This is a genomic window from Acrocarpospora phusangensis, from assembly GCF_016862995.1.
Lineage (GTDB): Bacteria > Actinomycetota > Actinomycetes > Streptosporangiales > Streptosporangiaceae > Acrocarpospora > Acrocarpospora phusangensis.
The window spans coordinates 1-2,321 of record NZ_BOOA01000183.1 but is presented as its reverse complement, the minus strand read 5'-3'; the positions used below and the strand labels follow the sequence as shown (position 1 = coordinate 2,321).

Annotated in this window: 1 protein-coding gene; it reads left to right on the top strand. The window is 69.6% G+C overall.

The features are described 5' to 3' along the window. On the top strand, positions 1 to 2,243 hold a 2,243-nt coding region (locus Aph01nite_RS40780; RefSeq protein WP_204046455.1), incomplete at its 5' end, for an OmpL47-type beta-barrel domain-containing protein. Between the last annotated feature and the right edge of the window lie 78 nt (positions 2,244 to 2,321).

Below are 2,321 nucleotides of genomic sequence, written 5' to 3'. Positions count from 1 at the left end.
CGGCGGACTCCCCGCTGTCGGTCGCGGTCACCGGCAAGGACGTCGTGGTCAGCCTGGCCACCGGCCCGACGGGCGCGCTCACCAGTACCGCCAGGCAGGTCGTGGACGCCGTCAACGCCAGCCCGGCGGCGTCGGCGCTGGTGACGGCGAGCGTCTATCGCGGCAACGCGGGCGCGGGCGTGGTGGCCGCGGCGCCGGCGACCCGGCTGACCGACTTCCTCAAGGCGCCCGCGAGCGTGTCGCGCGCGCCGTTCCAGATGAAGGCCCTGCGCATCGGCAAGCACCGGGACGGCTCCAAGACCGGCGTGTTCCTGTACTGCCAGGAGCACGCCCGCGAGTGGGTGACTCCGCTGACCTGCGTGGAGACCGCCGAGCGGCTGCTGCGCAACTACGCGGAGGACAAGGCCACCCAGCGACTGGTGGACAACCTCGACATCTTCGTGCTGCCGACCACCAACCCCGACGGTTCGCACTATTCGCTGTACGACTACAACATGCAGCGCAAGAACCTGACCAACCACTGCGCCGCGAACGCGTCCGACCCCGCGAACCGCAACGGCTGGGGTGTGGACCTGAACCGGAACTTCTCGGTCGGTTCCCTCTCCGACGGGTACAGCGGAGCGTCGGCGAGTTGCACCGGTGAGACGTACGCGGGTCCGGCCGAACTGTCGGAGCCGGAGGCGCGCAACGAGGTGTGGCTGACCCAGCAGTACCCCAACATCAGGTTCGCGATGAACACGCACTCCTACGGCGGCTACTTCATGTGGCCCCCGGGGGCGTACAAGTCCGCGGGTCGGGAGGTGCTGGGCCGGGTCGACTACGGCACCGAGAACTACTTCTGGTCCGCCTCCGACCACATCCTGTCCGCCGTCCAGGCCTATCGCGGTACGGCGATCTGGCCGGGCCGTACCGGTCCCGTCACCGACGTGCTCTACTCGGCGGCCGGCAACAGCGCGGACGAGCACTGGTACAACCGGGGCATCATCGGCTGGGACTTCGAGGTCGGCGCGGACCTGTACAACCCCGTCACCAAGCGGTTCACCGCGGTCGGCTTCCAGCCGCCCTTCAGCGAGGGGCACGAGGAGGCGATGGAGTTCGCCAACGGTCAGATCGCCATCCTCGAGGTCGCCCGCGACTTCGCCGGGGACCGCGACAGTCCCCGCTCGCGACTGAAGGTCACCGCCAAGAACCCCGGTTCCTCCGGCTTCGTCTTCAGGACCGACGAGCCGGCCAACGTGTACTACACGCTGGACGGCAGCCGGCCGACGCTCAACTCGCCCAAGCTGGTGTCGGCGGGCACGCGTGAGGGCGCGCGGCTGATCACGGTCGACAGGACGACCGAGGTGTCCTGGTTCGCCGTGGACATCGCGGGCAACGTCGAGAACGGGTACCAGCCGGGCGGGAACGACCAGGGCTTCAACAGGGAGACCGTGGAGGTCAAGGCGGTGCCGGTGACGACCGCGACGACCGCCCCGGCGGAGCCCGCCAGTGGCTGGTTCACCGGTCCGGTGTCGGTCACGCTGTCGGCGGTCCCCGGGGAGCGCAAGGTCGACCGTACCGAGTACCAGCTCGACGGCGGCGCGTGGACCAGGTACACCGCGCCGATCACCGTCTCCGGGGACGGCTCGCACGCGCTGGTCTACCGTTCCGTCGACTCGGCGGGCAACGCCGAGGCCCCCAGGACGCTGACCGTCAAGATCGACACCATCGCCCCGGTGACGACGGCCACGGTCGGTACGGCGAGCGACGGTGTCGTGCCGGTGACCCTCGCCGCCACGGACGACGCGTCCGGCGTGGCCAGTACCGAGTACTCCCTGGACGGCGGAATCTGGACCCCCGGCTCCGGTACGGTCACCGTCTCCGGCCAGGGTGACCACGAGCTGCGGTTCCGTTCGACCGACAAGGCCGGGAACATCGAGGAGATCAGGGCCGTCCCGGTGCCGGTCGCTCCGGAGATCGCGATGGCCGTGACCGCTCAGGCCCGCTGCGTGGGCACGCTGGCGCACGTGGCGGTCTCGGCGGTCAACAACTCCTCCGTGCCGGTGACCGTGACGCTGTCGACTCCGTACGGCTCCAGGACCGTGGCCGAGGTCGCCCCCGGCACGCAGGCGTTCCAGTCGTTCAACAGCCGTACCGAGCAGCTCGCCGCCGGCACGGTGCACGTGACGGGCGCCGCGACGATCGGTGGCAGGCAGGTCACCTCCTTCTACGACACCGCCTACACCGCGATCGACTGCGCCTGATCCGAACCCCTCATATGTGGAGCTATCACATGAAAAGAACGCAGATACTCGCCGCGTCGGTGCTCGCCCTCGCCCTGG